Raw genomic sequence first — 24,760 nt, 5'->3', positions numbered from 1 at the left:
ACATGAACCTGGCCCAGCTCAATACCTTTCTCGATGTCGCCAACAGTCAGAACTTCAATCGTACCGCCGAGAACCTGTCCATTACCCAGTCGGCGGTCAGCACCCGCATCAGGGGGCTCGAAGAAACCCTGGGCGTGACCCTGTTTACCCGAGGCCGTTTCGGCGCAGAGCTGACCAGCTCCGGCGTCAAATTCAGGCATTACGCCCTGCAGATCTGCGAAGTCTGGAGCCAGGCCCGGCAAGAGCTGTCGTTGCCAAGGGGCTATGACGGTGTGCTGCGGGTGGGTACCCAGTTCAGCATCTGGGAAAAGTTCGTCAACCGCTGGATCCTGTGGATGTGCGATCGCTACCCCCGCCTTGCCCTGCATATTGAAACCGACTATTCCATTTCCATGATGGAGCAGGTGGTCAATAAAATGCTGGATATCGCCGTCATGTACCAACCTAGGATCCTGCTGGACATCGAGATCACCAGGTTGTTTGACGATGTGTTCGTGCTGATCTCCACCGAGCCGGCCGACATGGACAGCCTGGACAAGGAAAAATATGTCTATATCGACTGGTGTCTTGGCTTTCGTGACGCCCATGCCCGTGCGGTTCCCGAATTGAAAGCCCGTCGCATCACCATGGGCCTGGGCACCATGGCCATTGACTACCTGAACCACAAGGGAGGCTCCATTTACCTGCCGGCCTGGCGCGCCAAGAAGCTGGTCAGCGACGGCCAGTTTCACCGGGTAACAGGGGCTCCCGAAATCCTGCAGCCGGTCTATGCCGTCTACCGCAAGGATACCGACAAGAACGAAATCTACGACGCGGCCATCGACAGCTTGCGCGCCTTCGCCCCCAGCCATGAAGAGATGATCAGCTCCAGCCTGGACGAGACCCAGGACAGGCCCCTGCTGCTCCCCCATTGCGAGCAAGAAGGCGGGTGAGGCACTCGCCTCACCCCGGCACCAGACCCTGCCGCCCAACGCGACGAGGCCGGCAGCCAAACGCGGTGGCGGGCTAAGCCTCCAGCGTGACATCATCCTGGAGATAGGCACAGCAGGGCAAAATAAAATCATCGGCACGTTCGGCATCACTCAATGCCAGGGCCCCGTCCATGGTCACGGTGCCGCCGAGCTTGCGTACCTTGCAGCTGCCACAGATACCGGTGCGGCAGGCAGAAGGGATCCAGACGCCATTGGCGAGGGCGGTATCGAGCAGGGTATCCGTAGCACTCCCCTGCCCTTCTCGGCCCGACCGGGAAAAATGCACCCTGTGGGTCAGGGCGGTGCCGGCCAGCATCGACGACTCAGCCGCGGCGGCCGGCGCCCCGGGTGCGCCAAAGGATTCTTCCGCATACTGCGCCATCGGAAACGACAGCGCAGCCAGCATGTCCCGCACCGCCTTCATGTAGGGAGCCGGGCCACAGCAAAGGATCTTTCTTTGCCGAAAGTCGGGGCAGAGCAGCGCCAGCAGGTCGGCATTCAGCCGCCCTCGATAGCCGGCCCAGCCCTGTTCGCCGGTTTTCTCCTCGCACAGCAGCGATAGCCGAAATCGCGGCCACTGGCTGTCGATCCGCAGCAGCTCCTGATGAAAGATGATATCGCCGGGCGAACGGGCACTGTGCATGAAGTGAACGTCACCAAGCCGGCCGGTATCACGCATCCAGCGAACCATGGACATACTCGGCGTAATGCCACTGCCACCGGACAACAGCAGATAGCGATCGGCAACAATATCCAGACAGTTGAAATGACCGGCCGGGGCCATGATCCGGGTTTCATCCCCGACATTCAGATGATCGTGCAGCCAGTTCGATACCTGGCCACCGGGTACCCGTTTGACCGTGATGGCAAACTGGCGAGACTGCGTGGGTGACGATGACAAGGAGTAACAGCGCACCGCCTCCCGGTCATCGATAAGAAAGGTAAAAGTCAGAAACTGGCCAGGCTTGAAGTCCAGTTCTTCGTGGTTTTCCAGGGCAAACCAGAAGGTTTTCACATCACTGGTTTCCTGAATGACCCTCAGGCAGCGGGCCGTTTTCTGACCCACCTTCCAGCGCAGGCTCCTTTCCTGCACCGACAGCACCGGCATATTCATGAGTCCCCCTTGTTCGGGCTGAGTGGCACGCAATATGGCAACAATCCGGTGGAACCATTACCACCGGATTTCCTCGTTCCGGACCGGGAACTAGATGTGAACGAACACTTCGTCCGCCTCGACGCTGACCGGGAAGGTCTTGGCCTTGATGCTGGGATCCACCAGAAACTCGCCGGACTTGATATCGAACTCCCAGCCGTGCCAGGCGCAGCGCACCAGGGCGTTTTCCTGGCAATAGATAAACTCGCGCTGATCCGTGGGTTGGGTGGTACCACACACCGGCCCCTCGCACAGGGCCGCCCCACGATGGGGACACACATTCAGCAGCGCATGATATTCCCCCCCGATGTTGAAGACACCGACGCTGAATTTATCCAGCTGTACAATTTTCTGCTGTCCGGGCCGAACCTCATCGACCTTGCAAACGGTATATTTTTTCTTGCTCATGATAAGCCTCCCTGCTTATGCAACGGTTTTTTTCTGCGCTTCCAGCGCCTGCAGACGCTGGTATACCTGCATGGCATTGCCACCCATGATGTTGGCCCGCCATTCGGGGGGAATATGCAGGCTGTTCAGGTCGTCGTAATCCCAATGCGGGTAGTCGGAGGCGAACATCAGGGTATTTTTGCCATCCATGGCTTCCAGCACCGCCCACAGGTGCTGCAGGTTGTCCGGGCGCTCCAGCGGCTGGGTGGTGAAACGAATGTGATCCTTGAAATATTCACTGGGCAGGCGCTTGAGCCAGGGAGTTTCCTTGCGCAGGGCCTTGTAGTTGGCATCCAGTCGCCACAGTACGCTGGGCACCCAGGCCACGCCGCACTCAATAACCACAAAGTAAAGGCTCGGCCATTTCTCAAAGACGCCCTGGGCGATCATGCTGGCCACATGGGTCATGGCACTTTGGGGCAAAATGGCATGGGTTTCCCAGAAGAAGGTGGTCGGGCCCGCCCCGATGGGGTTTGAATTAATCCCGCCTTGTCCACCCAGGTGCACGGCAAACGGCAGGCCGACCTCGGCACAAGCCTCATAAATGGGATGGTAGAAAGGATCGCCGTAAGGCCGGGTTGCGCCGTGCGAGGCCAGCACCTGCACCATGCGCGGGTGGTGACCCAACCGGCGGATTTCCTGGGCCGCCAACTGAGGATCCTGAGGCGCAATCACGATGGAGCCGGCAAAGCGCTCGTCGCGGGGCAGCCATTCCTCTACCTGGTAGTCGTTGTAGGCCCGCACCAGGGCGGCAGCGTAATAGGGGTTGGCCAGGGTTGAAGCCTCCACGGCTTCGTCACCGGTCAGGATGGCATAATCAATCTGATAATGATCCAGGTGCTTGGCCTTCATAATGCGGTAGTTGTCTTCCTCACACTGGGGGTTGATATCCGCCCGCTTGAACCCTTCCGGATGCAGCCAGGGCCGGTGACCATGAGGAAACGCCCCCTTGGGACCGGGCTGCTCACCGCGCACGAAATAATCCTTGAAGAAGGGATCCAGGTAAGGCAGCAACACCTCGGCACTGCTCCAGTAGTTATGGCAATCGACATCGACAATCATTCTATCTCTCCTTGATGGCATGGTTGTGTGCTTCCGATTGAGATAGTAGCCAGACGAGTTTCATAAAAAAAACGAATTATTTACATCTATATAATCCACAAAAAAGATTAAACCTGTTTATGACAAACGTCGCCGGTGGCGAGCAACAGGGCACACCGTTCCGTAAGCACGCCTGGAAATGAGGAAGGAAGTGGGAATGTCGGGCCCGCACGGACCGAAAGGGGAAGAAATAAAGGCGGTGCTCCCCTCACTCGAGGAGCACCGCAAGGCTCGGCTTACAGCCGTTTCAGGCTGACGCCGCTGTCGGCCAGGGGGCGCAGCAGGGGACGCTGTTCGCGCACATAGTCGATAAAGGCCTGGGCATCGGTGTTGCAGCGCACACCGGCGGCCCCGCAGTCGAGGGGCTGGTTGATGTAGTGAGTCTCGATGGCACCGTTGCTACCACGGCTTAGGCGCGCCACCGGAAAGGCGGTGAGGCGGCCGTTGACCCAGGCCAGATCCAGCCTGTCGGTGAGCACCTGTTGAGCCTGCAACAGGGTGTTCCAGCCGTCGTTGCCGGAAGCGCTGTAGGCGTTCATCACCACCTGATAGCTGGCATTGGGCTGCACCCTCACCCAGCGGCCATTCTGCTGCACTTCGATGCGGCTCAGAAAGCCCGCGCCCTTTCGGGTTTCGTCAAACTCATAACGCAGTCCGGCCACGTAAGGGAAACGACCGGCATGGGCGCCGTCAGGCAAGGAGGCATTGATGGTTTCCAGCAACAGGCCGGCCAGCTGGCGCCCGGTAAGGGACACCAGGCTGAGCGGATTGCCAAAGGGCAACAGGTCCAGGCTCACCTGGCCTTCCTTGAGCTCACCCGGCTCCAGGCCGGTGCGCACGGCGCCGGCGTTCAGCAGGGCCACCTCGGCCCGGCGGCCGGTAATGGCCTGCACCTCGGGGCGGTTAACCCAGTGCAACTGGCTGGCAGCCACCAGGGGCGCGACGTCGGACTGGCTGCCATCCCTGCCGGGCAGGCGACGGTGCTCCAGGGTCACGGGCACATGGCCAATCACCGCGCCATAGGCGGCGGTCAGTGCCGGCTTGTAGGTGTCGTCGATATGACGGCGCAGCTCGGCGTCTTCTTCCACCACGGCGATACGGGGGCTGGCCGCCACCACTTCGGCCAGCCGTTGCTGTTGCGCCGGGCTCAACCGGCTGGCATCGGTACGACGCACGTCGCTGTAGAACTCACCGTCGCTCAGCAGGGTGTTGCCGCCCTCACAGCGGCTGACCCGGCCGTCCCGAGTAAAGGTCACGCTGACCCGGCCCAGGGCCTGGGCGTGCTGGCCCGCCTGCACCACACAGGTTTTCGCCAGGCCGTTAGGGTTGGTGAACAGTTGGGCATAGGCCGGATTCTGGCCCAGTCCGAGCTCAGAGAAGTCTCCCAACAGGCTGTGGGAATGACCGCCCACGATCACGTCAATGCCATTAACCTCCCGGGCCAGGCGCTGATCCCGCTCCAGGCCCAGATGGGTAAGCGCCACGATGTGGCGTACGCCCTGCTCGCGTAGCAGATCAACGGTGCGCTGGGCGCTTGCCACCTCCTGCTGAAAACGTACCTCGCCGGTGCCGGCGGCCAGCTCGGGCATGTTTTCCGGCACCAGGCCGATCACCGCCACCACCGGGTCCCGGCCGGCGTCTTCCATGCTCTCTAGCCGCTCCTTGTCGTTGCCGTCAAAGGCATACAGCACATAGGGGTGAAGATTGGCGGCGTCTTTCAGGGCGGGATCCCGGCTGGCGTCCAGGTTGGCGGCCAGCAGCGGAAAACCGGCACCGGCAATAAAGTCGGCCAGCGATGGCGTATCGAGATCAAACTCGTGGTTGCCCAGCACCATGGCGTCGAGCCGCATGCGGGTGAGAATGTCGGCGTTCATGGCACCCTGATTCAGACGAAAATACCCACTGCCCTGCCAGGCATCACCGCCGTGCAAAAACAGCAGCGGCTGATCCGCCTGTTCGGCCTGATTGCGCCAGGCGTTAAGCTGGGTCAGCAACCGGGGATGGCCCCCCAGCCGCGTGTAAACGGCTTCTCCATCCAGGCTCAGGCGGGCGTCACTGGCATCGAAATGGGAATGGGTGTCGTTGACGTGGGCCAGGGTCAGGGTAAAGGGTGCCTCGGGCTGACCGCCGGCGCAGCCGGTCAGTATTGCCGCCAGTACCGGGGCCACCAGGAATTTTTTCATGCTGAAACAGACTCCATTGCGTAAAGAAAAAAGCGCGCTCAACTGGCAAAGACCACCGTCTTGTCGTTGTGCAGAAACACCCTGTGTTCAATGTGATATTGCACCGCCCGGGCCAGGGTCATGCATTCAATGTCCTTGCCCTTGGCGATGAGCTGCTCGGGATAGTGGCTGTGATCCACCACCTCCACCCCCTGGGTGATGATGGGGCCTTCATCCAGATCGTTGTTGATATAATGGGCCGTGGCCCCTACCAGCTTGACCCCCTTGTGGTAGGCCTGGTGATAAGGGTTGTCGCCCCGAAACCCGGGCAGCAGCGAGTGATGAATATTAATGGCACGCCCCTTCAGGCGGGCGCACAGCTCGGGGCTCAGCACTTGCATGTAGCGGGCCAGCACCACCAGATCGGCCTCGCACTCATTGAGAATGCCCATGACCTCGGCTTCCTGTTCGGCGCGGTTGTCGTCGCTCACCGGCAGGTGATAATAGGGAATGTGATGCCAGTCGGCCAGCCGTTGCAGATCCGGGTGGTTGGAGATAATGGCCGGTATCTCAATGGGAAGCTGGCCGGTGCGGTAGCGGTAAAGCAGATCGTTCAGGCAATGATCGAGCCGGGACACCATGATCACCACATTGGGTCTGTCGTGGCTGGCGGCCAGCCGCCATTCCATGGCGAACCCGGCGGCCCGGGGCGCAAAGCCGGTGCGAAAGGCGGCTTCATCAAAGGGCTGCTCGGCGGGCGGACGAAATTCGGCACGAATAAAAAAGTGTTCGCTCAGCACATCGTCAAAGGTCTGCATTTCCACCACGTAGCACCCCTGCTCGTGCAGATAGCGGGTCACCACGTCCACCGTGCCCAGGCTGCCCGGGCAGTGAGCGGTCAGGTAATAGGTGTCTTTTGGCATGGCTACGGATGATCTCCCGGTTGGTCTGTTGCTCGGCACAAAACGGCGGGGCTATTTTGCGGCAAACCGGTCGCCAGTGCCAGCGCCGGCAGGGTGCTCAGTCCAGGGTTTTTTCCATGATAAAGCGCACAAAGGTCTGGCCGGCACGGTGCACCTCCTGCCGGGACACCAGCCGAAACCCCTTTTGCTCAAACAACGGCCGGGACAACACGCTGGCGTCCGTGGTCAGGCAGCCAACGCCCCGGCGCTGGGCTTCCTGCTCCATTTCATCACACAAGCGGCCCGCCAGGCCGCGCCCGGAATGCTCGGCCAGCACATACACCAGTGCCAGGTAGTGATCGGGGTTGAGGGTGGCAAAGGCCACCGGAATGTGGTGCAGCGTCATGACCCGGGTATAGCCACTGCGCACCAGACGACCGAAGTCGTCCTTGTACAGATAGGGAAAGGCCGCCCATACCTGCACCTGCTCGTCACTGTAGCCACGACGGCCCTGGCCCATCACCGCATCGTGATAGATAAGTTCAAGACTGCTGTAGTCGGTTTCCTGAAAGTCTCTGCTCAGGTACATGGTCACTCCGGAAATTACTGTATTCGCGACAGCGTCCCTGTGTTCATTCTTGCGTTTCGCCCGGAGCTTGTCCATTCCGGCACCGGCTTGTGGAGCGGCATCATAACAAAGGCCACAGTCGCAATCCGTGCGCCGGCACGGACTTGCGTCATTTTCCTTCCCGCCCGCCCCTTTTCTTTACGTGACAATCAGATAAGCTGACGCCCATCATTAAAAAGGGACGTAGTCATGACAAGAGCACGCATATTTTCACCCCTGATGGCCGGCCTGCTGCTGGCGGGCTGCGCCAGTCAGGCCGATACCGCGCCGGCACCGCCCCGGGCCGGCACTATCGGCGCACCGCAAGCCGCACAGCAGGCCGCCGCCAGCCAGGATTTTGCCGCCTGGCGTAACGACTTTCGCCGGCGCGCCCTGGCCGAGGGCATCCAACCCGCGGTGTTTGACGCCGCCTTTAAGGATATCGACCTGAATCACCAGGTAATTAAACTCGACGGTGGCCAGGCCGAATTCACCCGCCAGCTGTGGGACTATCTGGACAGCGCCGTGTCTTCCACCCGCATCAGCACCGGCCAGGCCCGGCTGCGTGAACTGGGCCCGGTGCTCGACCGTATTGAACAGCGTTACGGTGTGGACGCCAACGTGCTGCTGGCGATCTGGGGCATGGAAACCAACTACGGCAGCTACCGGGGCAACACTTCCACCATTGAGGGTCTGGCCACCCTGGCCTTTGAGGGGCGCCGGCGTCAGTTTGCCGAGAACCAGCTGCTCGCCGCCCTGCGCATTTTGCAGTCCGGGGACATAAGCGTGGCCGGCATGCGTGGCTCCTGGGCCGGCGCCATGGGCCACACCCAGTTCATGCCCACCAGCTACCTGGAGTATGCACAGGACTTCAACGGTGACGGCAAGCGGGACATCTGGGGCGAAGATCCGACCGACGCCCTGGCTTCCAGCGCCTATTACCTGTCCCGCTTTGGCTGGCAGCAGGACGCCCCCTGGGGCGTGGAAGTGCGCCTGCCCCAGGGCTTTGACTATGCCCAGGCGGATCAGAAACATCGCCGGCCGGTGGCGGAATGGCGCCGGCTGGGGGTCACCCAGGCCAACGGCCAGCCCCTGCCCGAGGCGGGGGACGCCGCCATTCTGGTACCGGCGGGGGCCCAGGGGCCGGCCTTTGCGGTGTTCAACAACTTTTATGTCATCAAGCGCTACAACAATGCCACCGCCTATGCCATGGGGGTAGGACATCTTGCCGATAAAATCGCCGGTGGCAGTGATTTCAGTCAGTCCTGGCCGCGCCACGAGCGGGCCCTCAGCCGCACCGAGAAACGGGAGCTGCAACAGCTACTCACGCGGCAGGGCTTTGACACTCAGGGCGCGGACGGCGTGATTGGGCCCAACACCATGACCGCCATTCGCGCCTGGCAGCAGGAACAAGGCCTGGTGGCCGACGGCTACGCCAGTGCCAGCCTGCTGGAACGGTTGCGATAACACCGGTTAGCAGGATCTTACGCCACAGCCTGCTTTACAACCGGTCAATAATTCCGCCGAACCCTTGTTTTCCGGTTATTATTCATAAGCCATAACCAAACGATGTAACGCCCGGGCGATGATGCTGCTAGCATCGCCCGTTTCCTTATTATTTTCTGAACACGGAGTAAACATGCTGATTGTGCTGATCAATCTGGCAATCTTTGTGCTGCTGATGCTGGTGCTGGGCAAGCTGTCCGGCCGCGGGCAGTCTTTATCTCGCCGCGTACTGACCGGCCTGGTGTTTGGCGTGGGTGCCGGCTTTGCCATGCAGGTGCTGTATGACGCCGATACCATTCAACGCACCCTGGAGTGGGTCAACGTGGTAGGCGGCGGCTATGTGCGCCTGCTGCAGATGATAGTGATCCCCCTGGTGCTTGTGTCCATTCTCGGTGCCGTATCGCGACTGCATAACGCCACGTCCCTCGGCAAGATCAGCGTGCTGACCCTGGGCATACTGTTGTTCACCACCGCCATTTCGGCGCTGGTGGGCGTGTTCGTCACTTACTCGTTCGGCCTCAGTGCCGCCGATCTGGTACAGGGCGCCCGTGAGCTGGCCCGGGCCGAGCAGCTGGAAGCCACGGTGGCCAGCGTGGCCAACCTGTCCATGCCGCAGCTGCTGGTGTCCTTTATTCCGCGTAATCCCTTTGCCGACATGACCGGCGCCAGCCCCACCTCCATCATCGGTGTGGTGGTGTTCGCGGTGTTCCTGGGGCTGGCGGTACTGACCCTGCTGAAGGACGAGCCGGAGCTGGGCCAGCGCGTGGTGGGCGGCATTGAAGCCCTGCAGGCACTGATCATGCGCCTGGTGCGGCTGGTGATGAAGCTCACCCCCTACGGCGTGATGGCACTGATGACCAAGGTCATCGCCGGCTCCAACCTGCAGGACGTGCTCAGCCTGGCCGGCTTCCTGGTCGCCTCCTACCTGGCCATTGCCATTATGTTTGTGGTGCACGGCCTGCTGCTCGGCCTAGTGGGCGTGAACGCCAAACGCTTTTTCACCAAGGTATGGCCGGTGCTGGCCTTTGCCTTTACCAGCCGCTCCAGCGCCGCCACCATTCCGCTCAACGTGCAGGCGCAAACCCAAAAGCTGGGTGTGCCCGAGAGCATTGCCAACTTTTCCGCCTCCTTTGGCGCCACCATTGGTCAGAACGGCTGCGCCGGCATTTACCCGGCCATGCTGGCGGTGATGATCGCCCCCACCATGGGCATCGACGTGCTGGACCCGCTGTGGCTGGCCACCCTGGTGGGTGTGATCACCCTGGCGTCCTTCGGCGTGGCCGGCGTGGGCGGCGGCGCCACCTTTGCCGCGCTGATCGTGCTGCCGATCATGGGCATGCCGGTGGCACTGGCGGCCCTGCTGATTTCCATTGAACCGCTGATCGACATGGCCCGCACCGCACTGAACGTGAACGGTGCCATGACCGCCGGCACCATCAGCAGCAAGCTGCTGGGGCAGACCGACGAAGCGGTGTTTGCCGCCGATAACGACGCCGGCCAGCGTCCGGCCGTGGCCTGAGCCAGGCCGCCATCCATAAAAAAAAAAGCGCCCGCGGGCGCTTTTTTACTTTACTGCCCGTAGCTCAACGACTCAAAGGCAGCCAGCCACCAATCAGCATAAACAGGCCGCCACAGGTACGGTTAAAGCCTCGCCCACATCGGGTCAGCCAGCCCGACACCCGGCCGGCAAAACCGGCAATCAGGCACTCGGTCAGGCATTCCACCAGCGCAAAGGTCACCGCCATCACCACAAACTGGCCCCACAGGCTGGCAGCGGGATCGATAAACTGGGGCAGAAAGGCGGCAAAAAACAACATCGCCTTGGGATTGGCAAAGGCCGACAGCAGCCCCTGCCGGGCCATAACCCAGGGGCTGGCCCGGCCGCTGATGGCCCCCACGCCCCCGCCCGGGGTCGGCGACCGCCATACCTGTATGCCCAGCCACACCAGGTAGAGGCCACCGACAATTTTCATCACCAGCAGCAACTCGGATGCCAGGGTCAGCAGCGAGGCAATGCCGAACATCGACACCCCCACCACGCCAATAAAGCCCAGGGCGCCGCCGGCAATGGTAGCCAGGGTGCGGCCCGGGCCGTAAAGGGCACCGTGGGTCAGCGCCAGCAGGCTGTTAGGGCCGGGGGTAAGGGACAGCCCGATGCAGGCTGCCAGGTAAATCAACCAGGTGTCCAGGGTCATGACGAATACTCTTGCAGAAGAATGATGCAGTTGTAACAAAATGCCGCGCCGCCGTCAGCGTCTCTGTTAACATGAGTGGCGATTTTTGCCCTGCACAAGGACTTGCCATGCTGTGGATTCCCTTTACCCTGTTCGCCGCCTTTATGCAGGCCTGGCGCAACGCCTTTCAGAAACGGCTGAGTCAGGATGCCGGCGCCGCCGCCGTGACCCTGGCGCGTTTTGTGCTGGCGTGGCCGCTGGCGGCACTGTATCTGTGGTTGCTGTACCGGTGGCAGCCCCACCAGCCCGTGCCCGCCTTTGGCGGTTATTTCGCGGTGCTGATAGTGGCGGCGGCGGTAAGCCAGATCCTGGCCACGGCTCTCATGGTGCGGCTGTTTCAGTTGCGCAACTACGCCGTGGGGGTGGGCCTGGCCAAAAGCGAGGCGGTGCTGGCGGCGGCCCTGGGAGTGTTCTTTTTCAGCGCCCCGCTCACGCCCCTGGGCTGGCTGGGAGTACTGCTGGGCGCGATTGCCGTGTGGCTGCTGAGCGGACTGCGGCGGGCGGCAGGGGCCGGCGTGCCGGTCAGTACCCTGTTTACCGGACTGGGCAGCGGCCTGGCCTTTGCCCTCACCTCGCTGTGGGTGCGGGAAGCCAGCCTGACGCTGGCCATGCCCTTTCCCTTTGGCGCGGCCTGGGTACTGCTGCTGGTGATTGGCCTGCAGACCCTGCTACTGCTGGTATGGCTGGGGCTGCGCAACCCGCCGGCACTGGCCTCATTGTGGCGCCGGCCCGGGCTGACCGCCCTGGTCAGCCTCACCAGCTGCCTGGGCTCCATCGGCTGGTTCACCGCCATGAGCCTGGAAACCGTGGCCCTGGTCAAGACCCTGGGGCAAGTGGAGGTGCTGTTTACCCTGATGATTTCGGCCTGGTACTTTCGGGAACGCCTGGGCCGCCGGGATCACGGCGGCCTGGTGCTGATCGTGCTGGCGGCCATTTGCGTCATGTGGGCCTGAGGCCGCCGCCGGGCTGAAAAGCTAGGATCTGGTGGTCTGCGCCGGAGCCTGGTGGCTGGCGCCCTGGCGAAACGGATAGCGGCGGAACGCCAGCATTTTGCGCACGCCTTCCAGCACCAGCAGGGCCACCGCCGTCCAGATGGCGATATAAGTGGGCCATTCCTCACCGGAAATGGTTTCGCCCAGCGCCAGCGACACCACCACCAGCAGCACCGGCTCCACATAACCCAGCAGGCCAAACAGGCTGAATGGCAGCCGCCGGCTGGCCAGAATGTAGCAGGCCAGGGCCAGGGCGCTGATCATGCCCAGCCCCAGCACCAGCAGGTACAGCAGCGGCCGCTCGCCAAACACCGCCAGCGGCGCTCCGGTGGCGCATACAAACCAGGCCGCCACCGGCAGCATCAGCAGCATGTCGCACCACAGCCCGCCCAGCGTGTCATTACCGAGCCAGCGCCGCCACACGAAATAGAGCGGATACCCCAGGGCCACCACCAGGGTCTCCCAGGAAACGCCGCCGGCATGCCACAGTTCGTTGGCCACGCCCAGCACGGCGCAGGCCACCGCCAGCCATTGCAACCGAGTGGGACGTTCCTGATAGAGAAAGCGACCCACCAGTACCAGCACCAGGGGCATCATGAAGTAACCGAGAGAGACCGCCAGGCCCCGGCCGTTGATGGGAGCCCACATGAAGATCCACAGTTGCACCGCCACCAGGGCGGACGACAGCGGCAGGCCCAGCCAGAGCACGGGGCGGGTTTTCAGTTGCGCAAACAGGAAGGTCACCAGCCGCCAGTCGCCGCTGTAGAGCAGAAACAGGCCAAGACAGGGCATGGTCAGCAGCATCCGCCAGCCAAACACCACTTCGCCGTTCATCGGCGTCATCAGGCTGGCATAATAATACAACAACGCAAACAACACCGACGAAAACACCGATAACGCAACCCCTCTGGCCACTCGCCTTGCTCCTTTTTGAAAGTCTGGTCAATAATTTGCGCGCAGCTTAACAGTTTTAAGATGAAATATTGAGCTGATTTGAAAATTAAAAGCAGCCATTTTGCTGGCTTATAATAACGCTAACAGCGTGTCATATTGATTAACACCGGGTTTACCAACACATCATCACCGGCAGGCCCTGGCCGATAACGCGCTTGACCCTGCTGTTGTCCCTGCGGCCGGTATAAGCTGCCCACCCCGTTGCTCTGGAGATACCCTTATGTTGCGCACCGCGAGTGCCCTGATGCTGTTATTGCTCACCGCCTGTGCCGGCGCCGGCAGCCCGCGCCTGGCGCTGGATCCCGTGGGCAGTTTTCCTGCCGCGCTATCGGAAAGCTCCGGGCTGGTCGCCTGGCCCGGCGGCTTTGTCAGCCATAACGACAGCGGCAAGGCCGCCGAACTGTTTGTGCTCAACCAGCGCGGCGGGCTGGTGCGCCGCCTGCCGGTGCCCGCCCCCAACCGGGACTGGGAAGACATTGCCCGCCACGGCAACATCCTCTACCTGGCCGACACCGGCAACAACGGTGGCCGGCGACGGGATCTGCGCATCTTCTCCCTGCGCTTGGTGGATGACGGCGTGACCCCGCCCGAGGTGCTGCCGGTCAGCTACCGGGAACAGCGCAACTTTCAGCCTCCCCGTCATCAGCACAACTTTGACGCCGAAGCCCTGGCCTGGGTAAACGGCGAGCTGTGGCTGTTTACCAAGCGCTGGCTGGATCAGCAAAGCAGCCTGTACCGGTTGCGACCGAATGCCGTCCCGTCGCCACTGACGGAATGGCAACGGTTCAATCCGCACATGCTGGTCACCGGTGCCGACTTCGACGCCGCCAGCCAGACCCTGCTGCTGGTGGGCTACAGCCGCAACCTGTTCGACCGCCGGGCCTTTGTGTGGCATTACCCGGTGCGCAACAACCAGGTGGTAGAGCACGCCGGCCGCGGTTACCGGCTGAGTGAGACCGGCCAGTTCGAGGCGATTGCCCTGGGTGCCGACGGCCATGTGTATGTGTCCCGGGAAGGACTGGCCCCCCAGCTGTTCCGTAGCCGGCAGCCACTGACGTCCTTGCTCGAGGGCAACTGACGCGGCACAGGGCCACTACGGTATGTATCAAGGGCGCTGTCATATTTGGGTCATGCTGCCGCCATAGAGTATGTGTCATTTGAAATCGACACTGAGCTCCGAATGATACCTTTTCCCAGCAACGACGACGCCCTGCCCGCCCTGATCGACCAGGACCGGCTGAACCCGCAGTTTCAGCCCATTGTGGATATTCAGGCCGGCCAGATCCTGGGGCACGAGGCGCTGATCCGCGGGCCCGCCGGCCATCCGCTGGAGTTTCCCTCGGCGCTGTTTGGCGAGGCTCGCCGGCTGGGTATGCTGTCGGAGCTGGATCTGGCCTGCCGTCAGGCGGCCCTGCGTCGCTATCATGAACTCGGCATGGACGGCTGCATTTTCGTCAACGTCAATCCCAGCGTGCTGCTCGATAAGCGCCACCCCAAGGGCTGCACCCGCCGCCTGGTTCAGGAGCTGGGACTGGCCCCCGAGCAGATAGTGATTGAGCTGTCGGAGCAGGATCTGGTGCAGGACACCGCCGGCCTGAAAGAAGCGCTGAATCGCTACCGCCAGCTGGGCTTTCGCATCGCCATCGATGATCTGGGCGCCGGCTACTCAGGCCTGAAGCTGTGGTCGGAGATCGAGCCGGATTTCGTCAAAATAGACCGTCATTTCATTCATCACATCGATCAGGACACGGTACGCCAGGCCTTTGTACAGAGCATTGCCGATCTGGCGCGCCGGCTGGGCTCCCGCGTGATCGCCGAGGGCATCGAGACCCGCGCCGAACTTGAGCAACTGCACGCCATGGGTATTCGCTATTGCCAGGGCTACTGGCTCGGGCGGCCACAACCGATGCCGCTGACCCGGGCTCCCACCGCTTGCGGCCGCCCCATGGGTGTACCGGCGCTGCAGCGCGACACCGTGGCCACCCTGGCCCGGCAGGGACAGGCCATGGACGTGAACGACTCCCTGGCCAAGGTGTTTGACCGGCTGCGGGCCGACAGTCGGCTGCACTCCATTCCGGTGCTGGCCCAGGGGGTGCCGGTGGGCATGCTGCACCGCTCCCGGGTGATGGAGCTGTTTTCCACTCCCTTTGGCCGAGCCCTTTACGCCAACAAACCGCTGACCCGCGCCATGGACATGCAACCGCTGATCGTGGATCGACAAACGCCGCTGGATCGCGCCAGCCAGCTGATTACCGACGACGACAGCATGAGCGGCCGCCAGCACTTCATCATTACCCACAACGGCCATTATCACGGTCTGGGCTCGGTACGCGATTTGTTGCGTACCATTACCGAGCAACAGCTGCTGCTGGCCCGCTATGCCAACCCCCTGACCCAGTTGCCGGGCAATGTGCCCATCTACCGGGAAATAGACGAGGCATTGCAGCAGCAACAGGACTTTTACGTGGCCTACTTCGATCTCAACCACTTCAAGCCCTATAACGACGTTTACGGTTACGCCCAGGGAGACAAGGTGATCCAGTGGGTGGCCCGGCTGTTGCGGGAAACCATCGGCGGGGCCGGCCAGTTTCTGGGCCATGTGGGCGGAGATGACTTTGTGGCGGTGTTTGATGCCGGCTGCGACTGGCGCCATCTGTGCGATCAGCTCATTGCCCGCTTCGATCGGGAAATACCCAACTTTTATCATGCCGAAGACCGGCTGCGCCGGGGCATGGTAGCCCCCGGGCGCAACGGCGACACACAACGTTATCCCTTGCTGGGCATTGCCATCGGCGTGGTGCACCCGGATCCGGCCCGCTGCCATTCCCACGGTGACGTGGCCCTGCTGGCCAGTGCCGCCAAGCACGCAGCCAAGTGCCATGCACAAAGCTGTTGCTGCTTCAGCCCGGAGCGGGCCCCCCAGCGGCCAATCGCGTCCTAGCCGGCCGGCATCAGTGATCGCAGATGTCGCCGCTGCTAAACAGGTAGTCTTTCAGCTCCTTGTCAAAGGTGGGATCCCGACGGCGAATCCACTCCAGCACCATGGCGGCATGCTCTTTTTCCTCGTCCCGGTTGTGGGCCAGAATGGCCTTGAGCTCGGGATCCTTGCAGGCATCCACCCGCTGGTTATACCAGTCTACCGCTTCCAGCTCCTCCATCAGCGAGGTAATGGCCCTGTGCATGTCCCGAGTGTCGTCACTGAGTTCATCAATGGGCTCGTGATAGCCTTCGTTCGCCATAATGGGCTCCTTGTGTTGACCAAAGCGCACTGATATTCAGTCTGGCCAAGCCCGTCCGCTTTGCAAACCCGCGCACGCCTCCTGACACAAAAACGCCCCGTAAGCACGGGGCGCGTCGCCAACTCGAGGCACTCAGAAGGCGGCCTTGAATATGCCCACCACCTCATCATGGCTGGGCTGCACCGGGTTGGTCAGGCCACAGGCGTCCTTCATGGCATTACCGGCCAGCTCGGCGAAGTCATCCTGCTTTACCCCCAGCTCGTTCAGGCCGGCGGGAATGCCCACCTGCCGTGCCAGCCGCTCAATGGCGGCAATGCACCGCTCGGCGCCCTGCGCCGGGCCGAGCTCCTGCACCTGCTCGCCCAGGGCCTCGGCCACCTCGGCAAGACGGACCGCCGCCACTCGGCTGTTAAAACGCTGCACATGGGGCAGCAGCACGGCGTTGCACACCCCATGGGGCAGATCGTAGAACCCGCCCAGCTGGTGGGCCATGGCGTGCACATAGCCGAGCGACGCATTGTTAAAGGCCATGCCCGCCAGCAGCTGGGCGTAGGCCATGTTGTTGCGGGCGGCCATGTCGGCGCCGTTGGCCACGGCATTGGCCAGGTTGCGGCTTATCAGGGTGATGGCCTGAAGGGCGCAGGCGTCGGTAATGGGGTTGGCGGCGGTAGACACATAGGCTTCCACCGCATGGGTGAGCGCATCCATGCCAGTGGCGGCGGTCAGCGAGGCCGGCATGTTTTTCATCAAGAAGGGATCGTTGACCGATAGCATGGGCGTGACATGCTTGTCGACGATGGCCATTTTGATATGGGTTTTTTCGTCGGTAATGATGCAGAAACGGGTGATCTCGGAGGCGGTGCCGGCGGTGGTGTTGATGGCCACCAGGGGCAGCTGGGGTTTGGCGGACTGGTCGACCCCCTCAAAGTCACGAATGTCGCCGCCGTTGCTGGCCACCAGGGCAATGGCCTTGGCGCAGTCGTGGGGCGAGCCGCCACCGAGGGAAATAACGAAATCACATTGTTTCTGCTCAAGCAATGCCAGGCCTGCTTCCACATTGCCGGTGGTGGGGTTGGCCTGCACGCCGTCAAACACGCTGGCCTGAATGTCCTTCTTCGCCAGCGCCTGTTGCAGCTGGCCGGCGTATCCCAGCTCCACCAGGGGCTTGTCGGTCACGATCAGCGCATGACGAAAGCCGTACCCGCTTACCTGCTCCACCGCCTGCTCCAGGGCACCGTCGCCGATCAGGTTGACCGACGGCATAAAAAAAGTTGCTGTACTCATGCTGCTCTCCTTTATTGGGGCCGAGGCCCCGTTTTTGTTGTTTATCGATAAGGGACGCCGCCCTTGCGGCGTCGCCGTGCATCAGAAAAAGCCGAGGGGATTGCTGCTGTAGCTGACCAGCATGCACTTGGTGAGCTGATAGTGATCCAGCATCATCTTGTGGGTTTCCCGGCCGATGCCCGACTTCTTGTAGCCTCCAAAGGCGGCATGGGCGGGATAGGCGTGGTAGCAGTTCATCCACACCCGGCCGGCCTGAATGCCTCGGGCCATGCGGTAGGCACGATTCACATCCCGGGTCCAGACCCCGGCGCCCAGGCCGAATTCGGTGTCGTTGGCAATGGCCAGGGCCTCGGCTTCATCCTTAAAGGTGGTTACCCCCACCGCCGGGCCGAAGATCTCCTCCTGGAATACCCGCATGTTGTTGCGGCCCTGGAAAATGGTGGGCTGAATGTAAAAACCGTTTTCCAGCCCGCTGATGGAGTTGGCCTGGCCACCCAGCAGCATTTGCGCGCCTTCGGCACGGCCAATTTCCATGTAACCGAGAATTTTGTCGAACTGCTCCCGTGACGCCTGCGCCCCCACCTGGGTGTCGGTGTCGAGGGGGTTGCCCTGCTTGATCTCCCGGCCCCGCGCCAGCACCCGGGCCATAAAGTCGTCATAAATGCTTTCCTGCACCAGCGCCCGGGACGGACAGGTGCACACCTCACCCTGGTTGAAGAAGGTAAGCAGCATGCCTTCAATGCACTTGTCCACAAACTCGGGCTCAAAGCGCAGCACGTCTTCAAAGAAGATATTGGGTGACTTGCCGCCCAGCTCCACGGTGGACGGGATCAGGCGATCGGCGGCGGCCTTGAGCACGTGCTGCCCCACCGGGGTGGAGCCGGTAAAGGCCAGCTTGGCGATGCCGGGGTGGCGCAGAATGGCTTCACCCGCTTCCGGACCCAGGCCGTTGACCACATTGATCACCCCGGGGGGCAGCAGATCGCCAATCAGCTCCATCAGCACCAGAATGGAAGCCGGGGTCTGCTCGGCGGGCTTGAGCACGGTGCAGCAGCCAGAAGCCAGTACCGGTGCCACCTTCCAGGCGGCCATCAGCAGTGGAAAGTTCCAGGGAATGATCTGCCCCACCACGCCCACTGGCTCCCGGAAGTGGTACACGGCGGTGCTGCAGTCCAGCTCGGCGGCGCTGCCTTCCTGGGCGCGAATGGCGCCGGCAAAGTAACGGAAATGATCCACCACCAGGGGAATGTCGGCGGCCAGGGTTTCACGCACGGCCTTGCCGTTATCCCAGGTTTCCGCCACCGCCAGCATCTCTTTATTTTGCTCAATGCGATCGGCGATGCGCAGCATCAGGTTGGCGCGCTCGGTCACCGAGGTGCTGCCCCAGGTGGCAAAGGCCCGGGTCGCGGCCTGCACCGCCAGATCCACATCGGCGGCGTCGGAGCGGGGCACTTCACAAAACACCGCGCCATTCACCGGCGAGGTATTCTCTATATAACGACCGCCGACCGGAGCGATCCACTCACCGCCAATGTAGTTCTGATATTGTGCCTTGAAGCTGACAACGGCACCGGGCTGACCGGGTTGCTGATAAATCATCTTGCTCTCCTTGCTCTGTGTGTTCAGTGACCTGTCAAACAGTGCAAGGGCGGGGCCAGTTTTACATTTACACAACAAAACCTGTTACAAGCCTTATGTACCGGGGTATTGCGGGCTACACTGGGGCAGTGTTGCCCGCTGGCTGGCCCGGCGGGCCGTAGCGAGAGTGTACGGGTGTTCAGTACAAGTGTTCAGATTCCGCACAGGCGAAGAGAATGACCATGACCTATCCTGCCTCAACCCCGCAGCCCGGCGAGCGGCTGCTTCGCTCCTGGCAACGCAGTCAAACCTTTGGCCTGCAGCGCGGCCACCAGGCCGATCCCTGCTGCCTGAGCCCGGCCGAGCTGCGCCGGCGCCAGCAGCGCCATCGCCACCTGTTAACCCTGCTGCAACGGGCCATGCCGCTGTTTGAACAGTGGCAACAGGGTCGCCCCTGCCGGCTGCTGTTTGCCGATGCCGACGGCACCATTTTGTTGAGCACCGGCGACAACCACTTTGGTGATCGAGCCCGTCGCCTGGCCCTGGCCACCGGCGCCAGCTGGCATGAACAGACCATGGGCACCAACGCCATTGGCACCGCCCTGCTGGAGCAACAGGAAATTTCCGTGCTGGGTGAACAACACTATATGCACGCCAACGCTGCCATCAGCTGCAGCGCCAGCCCGGTGTTATCCCCCACCGGTGAACTGCTGGGCGTGATTAACATCTCCAGCGAGGCCGGCGAACACAGCGCCGATATGCTGCTCACCGCCCGGCTGATGTCCCTGTCCATGGAAAACGCCCTGGTCAGCGAACAGCAGGATGCCTGCTGGCTGCTCAGCCTGGCCAGCGACGCCGCCGGCCTGCAACAACCCTGGTCGGCGTTGATCGCCCTGCGTGAAGACGGTCAGCTGTTGGGCGCCAACCGTCGGGCCCGGCAGTGGCTGCCAAAACTGGACCCCGCCGCCCTGTTGGCCCGGCTGCGTCAGGGCGAGCTCACCCCTTGGGGTGACGGCATGGCGCTGCTGAGCCGTCGGCCGGCCCCGGCACGCTCTCGCCCGGTGGCAGAAAACGCCACCGAAGCCGCCGGCCTCAAGCTGCTCAACCACGGCGTGCCCCTGCTGCTGCAGGGTGAAACCGGCACCGGCAAGGATCACACCGTTCGCCGCCTGCACAAGCAAAGCCGGCGCGCCCAGGGGCCACTGGTGGCGGTGAACTGCGGCGCCCTGCCCACCGAGCTGGTTGAGGCCGAGCTGTTCGGCCACGCGCCCGGCGCCTTTACCGGCAGCCACAAGGCCGGACGCACCGGTTATATTCGGGCCGCCCATCAGGGCATTTTGTTTCTGGATGAAATCGGCGAGCTACCGCTGGCGGCCCAGACCCGGCTGCTTCGAGTGCTGCAGGAAAAGGCGGTAGTGCCCCTGGGCTGCCATGAGCCCGAGCCGGTGGACTTCTGCGTGGTGGCCGCCAGCCACAAAGACCTGGAGGCCATGGTGCGGGATGGCCGATTTCGGGAAGATCTGTATTTTCGCCTGAACGGCTACAAATTGACCCTGCCGCCCCTGCGCGACTATGCACGCTCAGCGTTTGAAACACTGGTGGAAAGATTGCTGCTGGAATTGCACGGCGAGCACTGCCGGCTGGCCGCCGGTTTGATGGACACCCTGCATGCCAGCTCCTGGCCAGGCAACATTCGCCAGCTCAGGCAGGTGCTGGAGGTGGCCGGCATTCTCGCCGACGGAGGCGTGATTGAAGCCGGGCATTTGCCCGAACTGCCGACACCGGCTCGCACCCAGGAGGCGGTGCAGGATCTGAAATCCGCCACCGAGCGGCAGATAAGAAAGGTGCTGGACGATTGCAACGGCAACGTAAGCGAGGCGGCGCGGCGACTGGGCATCAGCCGCACCACCCTGTATGCCCGGCTTAAGGGCGGTTAACCCTTAAGCCGGCCGGGCTCAGATCTCTTCGTTGCGAGGGTATTTGGCAAACTCCCGGGAGATATCGGCGTAGAGCTCCACCGCCCAGCGCGGCAGGTTGGCGGCAAAACCGTCGAGGGGCACTCGGCGCGGATCGTGCGGCGCGATGATCACCGAGGTGTTGTCGACGCCAATGCGGTTGACCAGCACAAACAGCTCTTCAATGGCGATGTCGCCAATGGCCAGACACCCCGCCGATTCGGCCTTGCCGTGAATGTAGATATCGCTGCCCGGATCGGAGCGCCCTTCCTTGGCCGCGCGCATCAGATCGTAGGAATTGGGGTAATTGAGCCGCATCGACAGATGAAAGCGGCTGTCCGGGTTGAGGTGAGTAATGCGGTAGATACCCTCGGGCACCTGCTTGTCGCCTTCCCTCAGCTTGGGGCCCGGGCCACCGCTGGCCTTGCGCACCGGGTAATGGCGAATAAAGCGAAAGTCGCCGCTGTCGTTGCGGGCCCACAGCTCCAGGGCCTTTTCCTCCTTGGTGGCCAGCAACACGATGTCTTTGGGCGGATAGCTGACCTCGGCCCGCATAAAGTGGGGCCGCATACGTATTTCTGCCAGCTCGCCATAGGCGGAGAGTACGTTGTCGATGCTGCCGTGAGCATAGGAAAAAGCGGGGCCTGACATAAGCAAAGTACCCAAAACCAGGGCTGGAGCGATAAATCCGGTTAAACTGCGCATAAAAAATAATAAACTCGTGCTGACGTCCTGTCGGAATGATAGCCCGATGTCCATGGGCTTGTAACCAAATTATACGCCGCCATTTGTTTATTGGCCCACTCAAGGCCACACTTTAAGGGTGGTAACAAAGGGGGAGGCCTGAGCCGGCCCTCGACAACACGGAGGTTAAGGATGATCTCTTTTCTACGCTGGTGGCCCCTGTTGCTGCTTGCCGGGTGTGCCGAAATGACCGCACTGAACCTGGGTAATGGCAATGGCTTAAAGGTGGACGACAGCACTCCGGGCGTGGCCGTCACCCGAGAACAGCCCCCCAAACTGGCCAGCCTGAGTTTTTACTCTTCCCGCCCCTATAATGAAGAAGCCGCCGGCCGCTGCGCCGAGCAGTTGCTGGTGCCGCGGGAGCTGAGCAACCCGGTGATCCACTATTCCGGCAGTGACATGCTGAACGTGGAAGGCATGGTGGAGCACCGGCCGCGACTTTATGGCCTGTTGCCGGTGCAGGACAGCATTCGCTTTGAACTGACCCTGATGGGCATGGTGAAAGGCACCACCTATGGCTTTCGCCGCATTGAGTCGGCACGCCGGGATCCGCTCGGGCTGAATGGCCATGACTACTCTCCCCTGCCCCCCTCGGGCCAGGAAACCCGCCAGCTTTATCAGCGCCTGGAGCGACTGTTCAAACAGATGGACGACTGTATCGCCCGGGACGATGACAACAGCGCCATGCACCGCTCCATCGCCCGCATCAGCAGCTGACAGTTCATAAAACCATTTCTTGTGCCCCGTGCTGTTGAGCGGGGCTTTTCTTTGATTTGCACGACTGCTTCCGTCAACAGTCTGATCAAAATTGACCGATAGCGCCGTTTGCCGCGGGGCACATCCTGTTTTAGGATCCTTCGCCAAACAGGAGAACGCCATGAGCAGTACCAACGGCCAAGTCGTGCCACGAGAGTCTTACCCAACCCCTCACACAGTTGTAGCCGCCCTGATCTCCCGCCTGCAGATGAGGGAAACGGATCATTTCCTTGAACCATGCCGGGGTACCGATGCCATCTGGGATCATATTCGGCTGCCCGCACCACAAAAACACTGGGCGGAAATAGCGATGGGCCGTGATTACCTGCAAACCACCTTTACCCGAAAAATGGATATCATCATCACCAATCCGCCCTTCTCATTGACCGAAGCTTTTATTGAAAAATCGCTTTCCGAGCTAAGCGCTGATGGCACCATGGCCTATCTGCAACGGGTCAACTTTCTGGGTAGCAAACGAAGAGTGCCATTCTGGAAAAAAGTAGGTTTTCCTGATAAATCGCCCATTATTATTCCCAGACCAAGATTTGTAGGTGGCAACTCGGATAGCTGTGAATATGCCTGGTTTATCTGGGACAAAGGCAACCGCTTCGGTATAGACAAGGGTCTTAGTCACTTGATATGTGATTGATCGCACATAACTTATTTAATTAATATTCAATGATAAGCTCTTGCCTCAACCAGCTTGGAGCATGAACATGCCAGGTACTTGTGAGAGCCGTCAACGTTCGCTTAGTGAGTCCATCATCATCCATAACCATTCGTCCGGTAGACTTAAAAGCTGCCCGCAGTGCTCCAATAGTGAAGGAAAGCATGTGTTTTATGCTTACGAATCCTTTGGCATGAGAACCATGGAAGACGGCAGTACCATAGTGCAATCCTGGTGTCCGGGCTGCAGATCGAATGCAAAGCCTCAGACTCAGCCGATTGCAACCTGCTGAGTGTGAATAACACTTTATTTTTCCCCTGGGCCTGATTCCGTCAGGGCGATGGCGAATGCGTTTAAACGCCATGAGTCCGCGTACTCATGGCCGAATTTTCTTTAGGAAGACCTGAGGCTGACTTATTTTCGGTTCACAAGGTAGGTTAATCTGCATTTCTCCTCGAATGTGAGCCAAGTAAGGGGGACGAGCGGGCAGACTATAATGCGCAAAGGCTAGTCATGGGGTTCTGGCGCCAATGGCTGAACACAGATAGAGAATAATGTACTGGGGAAGATCGAAAACCGAGGTGGGATACTGCGAAGAGTTTGCTAACTGCTTGATTTACATGGTGCCCGGAGCGGGACTTGAACCCGCACGCCCTTGCGAGCGAGGGATTTTAAATCCCTTGTGTCTACCGATTTCACCATCCGGGCGTAGACGTATTCGAGAGGAATATGGAGGCGCGTTCCGGAATCGAACCGGACTAAACGGATTTGCAATCCGCTGCATAACCACTTTGCTAACGCGCCAAAGAAGTCGTTGATATGGGCTGCATTTTAATGGGCCCGGCCGCTCAGTCAACCGTATTCTGGTAAATTGGCGCCGTTCGCCCATTTTTTATTCTATAACGCCCTGTTTTGCCGGCTTACGCCTTGTTGTCGCCGGTCAGGTCACCCCAGGCGGCGCGCAGGTAGTCGTAGGCAGAGAACAGGGTCAGGCCGGCGGCCGCATAGAGCAGCACATAGCTGGCCCAGATCATGTAAATGCTTTGCTGCCAGATAAGGCCGATCAGCGCCAGCATCTGAATGGTGGTTTTCCATTTACCAATCCAGCTTACCGCCACCCGGGAACGCTGGCCCAGCTCGGCCATCCACTCCCGCAGGGCCGAGATGACAATTTCCCGGCCGATCATGAACATGGCAGGAATGGTCACCAGCGGGCTGCTGTAGTCTTCCACAATCAGCACCAGGGCGGTGGCCACCATCACCTTGTCGGCCACCGGGTCGAGAAAGGCGCCGAAGGGCGTGCCCTGCTTCAGCTGGCGGGCGAGAAAGCCGTCCAGCCAGTCGGTGGCCGCGGCCAGGGTAAATATCGCCGCGGCCCAGAAATAGGCCCAGTGAAACGGCAGGTAAAAGAGCACCACGAAAACGGGGATCAGCAGAATGCGAAAAAACGTCAGGGAGTTGGGGACATTTATCATTGTTGTTTAAACCATGGGACTATGCCGTTACAT

22 protein-coding genes and 2 tRNA genes are annotated in these 24,760 nt (G+C 61.2%); 9 read left to right on the top strand and 15 right to left on the bottom strand.

Annotation, left to right across the window (positions count from 1 at the left end; genetic code table 11):
* Window positions 1-2 precede the first annotated feature (2 nt).
* A complete protein-coding gene (locus tag OJHNALOF_RS14515; RefSeq protein ID WP_165662456.1) occupies window positions 3-932 on the top strand; it encodes a LysR family transcriptional regulator in 930 nt (309 codons plus the stop codon).
* A 73-nt stretch (window positions 933-1,005) separates the two neighbouring features.
* Here the strand turns inward: OJHNALOF_RS14515 and OJHNALOF_RS14510 are convergent, their stop codons facing one another.
* The 6 genes from OJHNALOF_RS14510 to OJHNALOF_RS14485 form a co-directional block, all read right to left on the bottom strand.
* The gene (locus OJHNALOF_RS14510; protein WP_165662455.1) at window positions 1,006-2,085 is read right to left on the bottom strand and encodes a hybrid-cluster NAD(P)-dependent oxidoreductase; all 1,080 of its coding nucleotides are present in this window, start codon (window positions 2,083-2,085) and stop codon (window positions 1,006-1,008) included.
* Between the two features lie 90 nt (window positions 2,086-2,175).
* Window positions 2,176-2,532 carry a Rieske (2Fe-2S) protein gene (locus OJHNALOF_RS14505; RefSeq protein WP_165662454.1) on the bottom strand — a complete coding sequence of 119 codons (357 nt, stop codon included), beginning with the start codon at window positions 2,530-2,532 and terminating at the stop codon, window positions 2,176-2,178.
* Between the two features lie 15 nt (window positions 2,533-2,547).
* A complete protein-coding gene (locus tag OJHNALOF_RS14500; protein ID WP_165662453.1) occupies window positions 2,548-3,633 on the bottom strand; it encodes an amidohydrolase family protein in 1,086 nt (361 codons plus the stop codon).
* A 275-nt stretch (window positions 3,634-3,908) separates the two neighbouring features.
* The gene (locus tag OJHNALOF_RS14495; RefSeq protein ID WP_165662452.1) at window positions 3,909-5,855 is read right to left on the bottom strand and encodes a bifunctional UDP-sugar hydrolase/5'-nucleotidase; all 1,947 of its coding nucleotides are present in this window, start codon (window positions 5,853-5,855) and stop codon (window positions 3,909-3,911) included.
* A 38-nt stretch (window positions 5,856-5,893) separates the two neighbouring features.
* Window positions 5,894-6,757, bottom strand: a complete 864-nt coding sequence (purU, locus tag OJHNALOF_RS14490; protein ID WP_094199088.1) for a formyltetrahydrofolate deformylase — start codon at window positions 6,755-6,757, stop codon at window positions 5,894-5,896.
* Between the two features lie 97 nt (window positions 6,758-6,854).
* Complete coding sequence (locus tag OJHNALOF_RS14485; protein ID WP_094199087.1) at window positions 6,855-7,325, bottom strand: GNAT family N-acetyltransferase; 471 nt, start codon at window positions 7,323-7,325, stop codon at window positions 6,855-6,857.
* Window positions 7,326-7,553: 228 nt separating this feature from the next.
* Between OJHNALOF_RS14485 and OJHNALOF_RS14480 the strand changes: the two genes are divergently transcribed.
* Window positions 7,554-8,810: a lytic murein transglycosylase gene (locus OJHNALOF_RS14480; RefSeq protein ID WP_094199086.1), complete on the top strand. Its 1,257-nt coding sequence runs from the start codon at window positions 7,554-7,556 to the stop codon at window positions 8,808-8,810.
* 172 nt (window positions 8,811-8,982) lie between these two features.
* Complete coding sequence (locus OJHNALOF_RS14475; RefSeq protein WP_165662451.1) at window positions 8,983-10,368, top strand: L-cystine transporter; 1,386 nt, start codon at window positions 8,983-8,985, stop codon at window positions 10,366-10,368.
* Between the two features lie 64 nt (window positions 10,369-10,432).
* Here the strand turns inward: OJHNALOF_RS14475 and OJHNALOF_RS14470 are convergent, their stop codons facing one another.
* Complete coding sequence (locus OJHNALOF_RS14470) at window positions 10,433-11,044, bottom strand: LysE family translocator (protein ID WP_165662450.1); 612 nt, start codon at window positions 11,042-11,044, stop codon at window positions 10,433-10,435.
* A 107-nt stretch (window positions 11,045-11,151) separates the two neighbouring features.
* Between OJHNALOF_RS14470 and OJHNALOF_RS14465 the strand changes: the two genes are divergently transcribed.
* Window positions 11,152-12,036, top strand: a complete 885-nt coding sequence (locus OJHNALOF_RS14465; protein ID WP_165662449.1) for a DMT family transporter — start codon at window positions 11,152-11,154, stop codon at window positions 12,034-12,036.
* Between the two features lie 21 nt (window positions 12,037-12,057).
* Here the strand turns inward: OJHNALOF_RS14465 and rarD are convergent, their stop codons facing one another.
* Window positions 12,058-12,990, bottom strand: a complete 933-nt coding sequence (gene rarD, locus OJHNALOF_RS14460) for an EamA family transporter RarD (RefSeq protein WP_094199082.1) — start codon at window positions 12,988-12,990, stop codon at window positions 12,058-12,060.
* 259 nt (window positions 12,991-13,249) lie between these two features.
* Here rarD and OJHNALOF_RS14455 point away from each other — a divergent pair, with 259 nt between their 5' ends.
* Both OJHNALOF_RS14455 and OJHNALOF_RS14450 read left to right on the top strand, forming a co-directional pair.
* On the top strand, window positions 13,250-14,107 hold the full coding sequence (locus OJHNALOF_RS14455; RefSeq protein WP_165662448.1) for a hypothetical protein: 858 nt from the start codon (window positions 13,250-13,252) through the stop codon (window positions 14,105-14,107).
* A 102-nt stretch (window positions 14,108-14,209) separates the two neighbouring features.
* Window positions 14,210-15,970: a GGDEF domain-containing protein gene (locus tag OJHNALOF_RS14450; RefSeq protein WP_165662447.1), complete on the top strand. Its 1,761-nt coding sequence runs from the start codon at window positions 14,210-14,212 to the stop codon at window positions 15,968-15,970.
* A gap of 10 nt (window positions 15,971-15,980) precedes the next feature.
* Here the strand turns inward: OJHNALOF_RS14450 and OJHNALOF_RS14445 are convergent, their stop codons facing one another.
* The 3 genes from OJHNALOF_RS14445 to OJHNALOF_RS14435 form a co-directional block, all read right to left on the bottom strand.
* Window positions 15,981-16,268 carry an encapsulin-associated ferritin-like protein gene (locus tag OJHNALOF_RS14445; RefSeq protein WP_094199079.1) on the bottom strand — a complete coding sequence of 96 codons (288 nt, stop codon included), beginning with the start codon at window positions 16,266-16,268 and terminating at the stop codon, window positions 15,981-15,983.
* A 132-nt stretch (window positions 16,269-16,400) separates the two neighbouring features.
* Entirely contained in the window at window positions 16,401-17,552 is a 1,152-nt protein-coding gene (gene yiaY, locus OJHNALOF_RS14440; RefSeq protein ID WP_165662446.1) for an L-threonine dehydrogenase, read from the bottom strand.
* Window positions 17,553-17,633: 81 nt separating this feature from the next.
* The gene (locus OJHNALOF_RS14435) at window positions 17,634-19,151 is read right to left on the bottom strand and encodes an aldehyde dehydrogenase family protein (protein ID WP_094199077.1); all 1,518 of its coding nucleotides are present in this window, start codon (window positions 19,149-19,151) and stop codon (window positions 17,634-17,636) included.
* Between the two features lie 215 nt (window positions 19,152-19,366).
* Between OJHNALOF_RS14435 and OJHNALOF_RS14430 the strand changes: the two genes are divergently transcribed.
* The gene (locus OJHNALOF_RS14430) at window positions 19,367-21,067 is read left to right on the top strand and encodes a sigma-54-dependent Fis family transcriptional regulator (protein ID WP_240919738.1); all 1,701 of its coding nucleotides are present in this window, start codon (window positions 19,367-19,369) and stop codon (window positions 21,065-21,067) included.
* Window positions 21,068-21,085: 18 nt separating this feature from the next.
* On the opposite strand, the gene OJHNALOF_RS14425 is transcribed toward OJHNALOF_RS14430, so the two are convergent.
* Window positions 21,086-21,736: a murein L,D-transpeptidase family protein gene (locus OJHNALOF_RS14425; protein WP_094199076.1), complete on the bottom strand. Its 651-nt coding sequence runs from the start codon at window positions 21,734-21,736 to the stop codon at window positions 21,086-21,088.
* Between the two features lie 225 nt (window positions 21,737-21,961).
* Between OJHNALOF_RS14425 and OJHNALOF_RS14420 the strand changes: the two genes are divergently transcribed.
* Both OJHNALOF_RS14420 and OJHNALOF_RS14415 read left to right on the top strand, forming a co-directional pair.
* Entirely contained in the window at window positions 21,962-22,546 is a 585-nt protein-coding gene (locus tag OJHNALOF_RS14420) for a hypothetical protein (protein ID WP_094199075.1), read from the top strand.
* A 160-nt stretch (window positions 22,547-22,706) separates the two neighbouring features.
* Window positions 22,707-23,234, top strand: coding sequence for a DNA methyltransferase (locus OJHNALOF_RS14415; protein ID WP_094199074.1), 528 nt, complete (start codon window positions 22,707-22,709; stop codon window positions 23,232-23,234).
* Window positions 23,235-23,873: 639 nt separating this feature from the next.
* On the opposite strand, the gene OJHNALOF_RS14410 is transcribed toward OJHNALOF_RS14415, so the two are convergent.
* The 3 genes from OJHNALOF_RS14410 to pgsA form a co-directional block, all read right to left on the bottom strand.
* Window positions 23,874-23,960 (bottom strand) — tRNA-Leu (locus OJHNALOF_RS14410).
* A 22-nt stretch (window positions 23,961-23,982) separates the two neighbouring features.
* Window positions 23,983-24,056 (bottom strand) — tRNA-Cys (locus tag OJHNALOF_RS14405).
* 116 nt (window positions 24,057-24,172) lie between these two features.
* Entirely contained in the window at window positions 24,173-24,727 is a 555-nt protein-coding gene (pgsA, locus tag OJHNALOF_RS14400; RefSeq protein ID WP_094199073.1) for a CDP-diacylglycerol--glycerol-3-phosphate 3-phosphatidyltransferase, read from the bottom strand.
* Window positions 24,728-24,760: the final 33 nt, after the last annotated feature.

Source organism: Oceanimonas sp. MB9, from assembly GCF_011319775.1.
Taxonomy (GTDB): domain Bacteria; phylum Pseudomonadota; class Gammaproteobacteria; order Enterobacterales; family Aeromonadaceae; genus Oceanimonas; species Oceanimonas doudoroffii.
This window is presented reverse-complemented; position numbering and strand designations above follow the sequence as displayed.

Excerpts from the sequence above, each read along its gene's own strand:
- OJHNALOF_RS14515 (WP_165662456.1), top strand. The coding sequence starts at position 3 with ATGAACCTGGCCCAGCTCAATACCTTTCTCGATGTCGCCAACAGTCAG.
- OJHNALOF_RS14510 (WP_165662455.1), bottom strand. The coding sequence starts at position 2,085 with ATGAATATGCCGGTGCTGTCGGTGCAGGAAAGGAGCCTGCGCTGGAAG.
- OJHNALOF_RS14505 (WP_165662454.1), bottom strand. The coding sequence starts at position 2,532 with ATGAGCAAGAAAAAATATACCGTTTGCAAGGTCGATGAGGTTCGGCCC.
- OJHNALOF_RS14500 (WP_165662453.1), bottom strand. The coding sequence starts at position 3,633 with ATGATTGTCGATGTCGATTGCCATAACTACTGGAGCAGTGCCGAGGTG.
- OJHNALOF_RS14495 (WP_165662452.1), bottom strand. The coding sequence starts at position 5,855 with ATGAAAAAATTCCTGGTGGCCCCGGTACTGGCGGCAATACTGACCGGC.
- purU (WP_094199088.1), bottom strand. The coding sequence starts at position 6,757 with ATGCCAAAAGACACCTATTACCTGACCGCTCACTGCCCGGGCAGCCTG.
- OJHNALOF_RS14485 (WP_094199087.1), bottom strand. The coding sequence starts at position 7,325 with ATGTACCTGAGCAGAGACTTTCAGGAAACCGACTACAGCAGTCTTGAA.
- OJHNALOF_RS14480 (WP_094199086.1), top strand. The coding sequence starts at position 7,554 with ATGACAAGAGCACGCATATTTTCACCCCTGATGGCCGGCCTGCTGCTG.
- OJHNALOF_RS14475 (WP_165662451.1), top strand. The coding sequence starts at position 8,983 with ATGCTGATTGTGCTGATCAATCTGGCAATCTTTGTGCTGCTGATGCTG.
- OJHNALOF_RS14470 (WP_165662450.1), bottom strand. The coding sequence starts at position 11,044 with ATGACCCTGGACACCTGGTTGATTTACCTGGCAGCCTGCATCGGGCTG.
- OJHNALOF_RS14465 (WP_165662449.1), top strand. The coding sequence starts at position 11,152 with ATGCTGTGGATTCCCTTTACCCTGTTCGCCGCCTTTATGCAGGCCTGG.
- OJHNALOF_RS14455 (WP_165662448.1), top strand. The coding sequence starts at position 13,250 with ATGTTGCGCACCGCGAGTGCCCTGATGCTGTTATTGCTCACCGCCTGT.
- OJHNALOF_RS14450 (WP_165662447.1), top strand. The coding sequence starts at position 14,210 with ATGATACCTTTTCCCAGCAACGACGACGCCCTGCCCGCCCTGATCGAC.
- OJHNALOF_RS14445 (WP_094199079.1), bottom strand. The coding sequence starts at position 16,268 with ATGGCGAACGAAGGCTATCACGAGCCCATTGATGAACTCAGTGACGAC.
- yiaY (WP_165662446.1), bottom strand. The coding sequence starts at position 17,552 with ATGAGTACAGCAACTTTTTTTATGCCGTCGGTCAACCTGATCGGCGAC.
- OJHNALOF_RS14435 (WP_094199077.1), bottom strand. The coding sequence starts at position 19,151 with ATGATTTATCAGCAACCCGGTCAGCCCGGTGCCGTTGTCAGCTTCAAG.
- OJHNALOF_RS14430 (WP_240919738.1), top strand. The coding sequence starts at position 19,367 with ATGACCATGACCTATCCTGCCTCAACCCCGCAGCCCGGCGAGCGGCTG.
- OJHNALOF_RS14425 (WP_094199076.1), bottom strand. The coding sequence starts at position 21,736 with ATGTCAGGCCCCGCTTTTTCCTATGCTCACGGCAGCATCGACAACGTA.
- OJHNALOF_RS14420 (WP_094199075.1), top strand. The coding sequence starts at position 21,962 with ATGATCTCTTTTCTACGCTGGTGGCCCCTGTTGCTGCTTGCCGGGTGT.
- OJHNALOF_RS14415 (WP_094199074.1), top strand. The coding sequence starts at position 22,707 with ATGAGCAGTACCAACGGCCAAGTCGTGCCACGAGAGTCTTACCCAACC.
- pgsA (WP_094199073.1), bottom strand. The coding sequence starts at position 24,727 with ATGATAAATGTCCCCAACTCCCTGACGTTTTTTCGCATTCTGCTGATC.